General features: G+C 78.8%; 1 protein-coding gene. It reads left to right on the plus strand.

Features of this window, described 5'->3' with window-relative positions:
- Positions 1-13: 13 nt before the first annotated feature.
- A partial coding sequence (locus tag UK12_RS36130; protein WP_197085455.1) for a hypothetical protein occupies positions 14-212 on the plus strand: 199 nt, incomplete at its 3' end.

Here is a 212-nt window from a genome sequence, read left to right on the forward strand (position 1 = left end):
ACCGGCAGGTGTCGTGGCGCTGCTCGCGCTCGACGAGGCCCCGCACCCGGTGCACCCGGCGATGCCCGCCGGCCTCGCCGCCACCGGCCTGCTGGTGCAGGCGCTGGGCGATGCCGGGGTGCGCTCCCCGGTCTGGTGCGTGACGCGCGGCGCGGTGTCCACCGGCCGGGCGGACCGCCTGGAGAACCCGACGCAGGCTCAGACCTGGGGCC

Origin of the sequence: Saccharothrix sp. ST-888 (assembly GCF_000955975.1) — a bacterium.
Taxonomy (GTDB): Bacteria; Actinomycetota; Actinomycetes; order Streptomycetales; family Streptomycetaceae; genus Kitasatospora.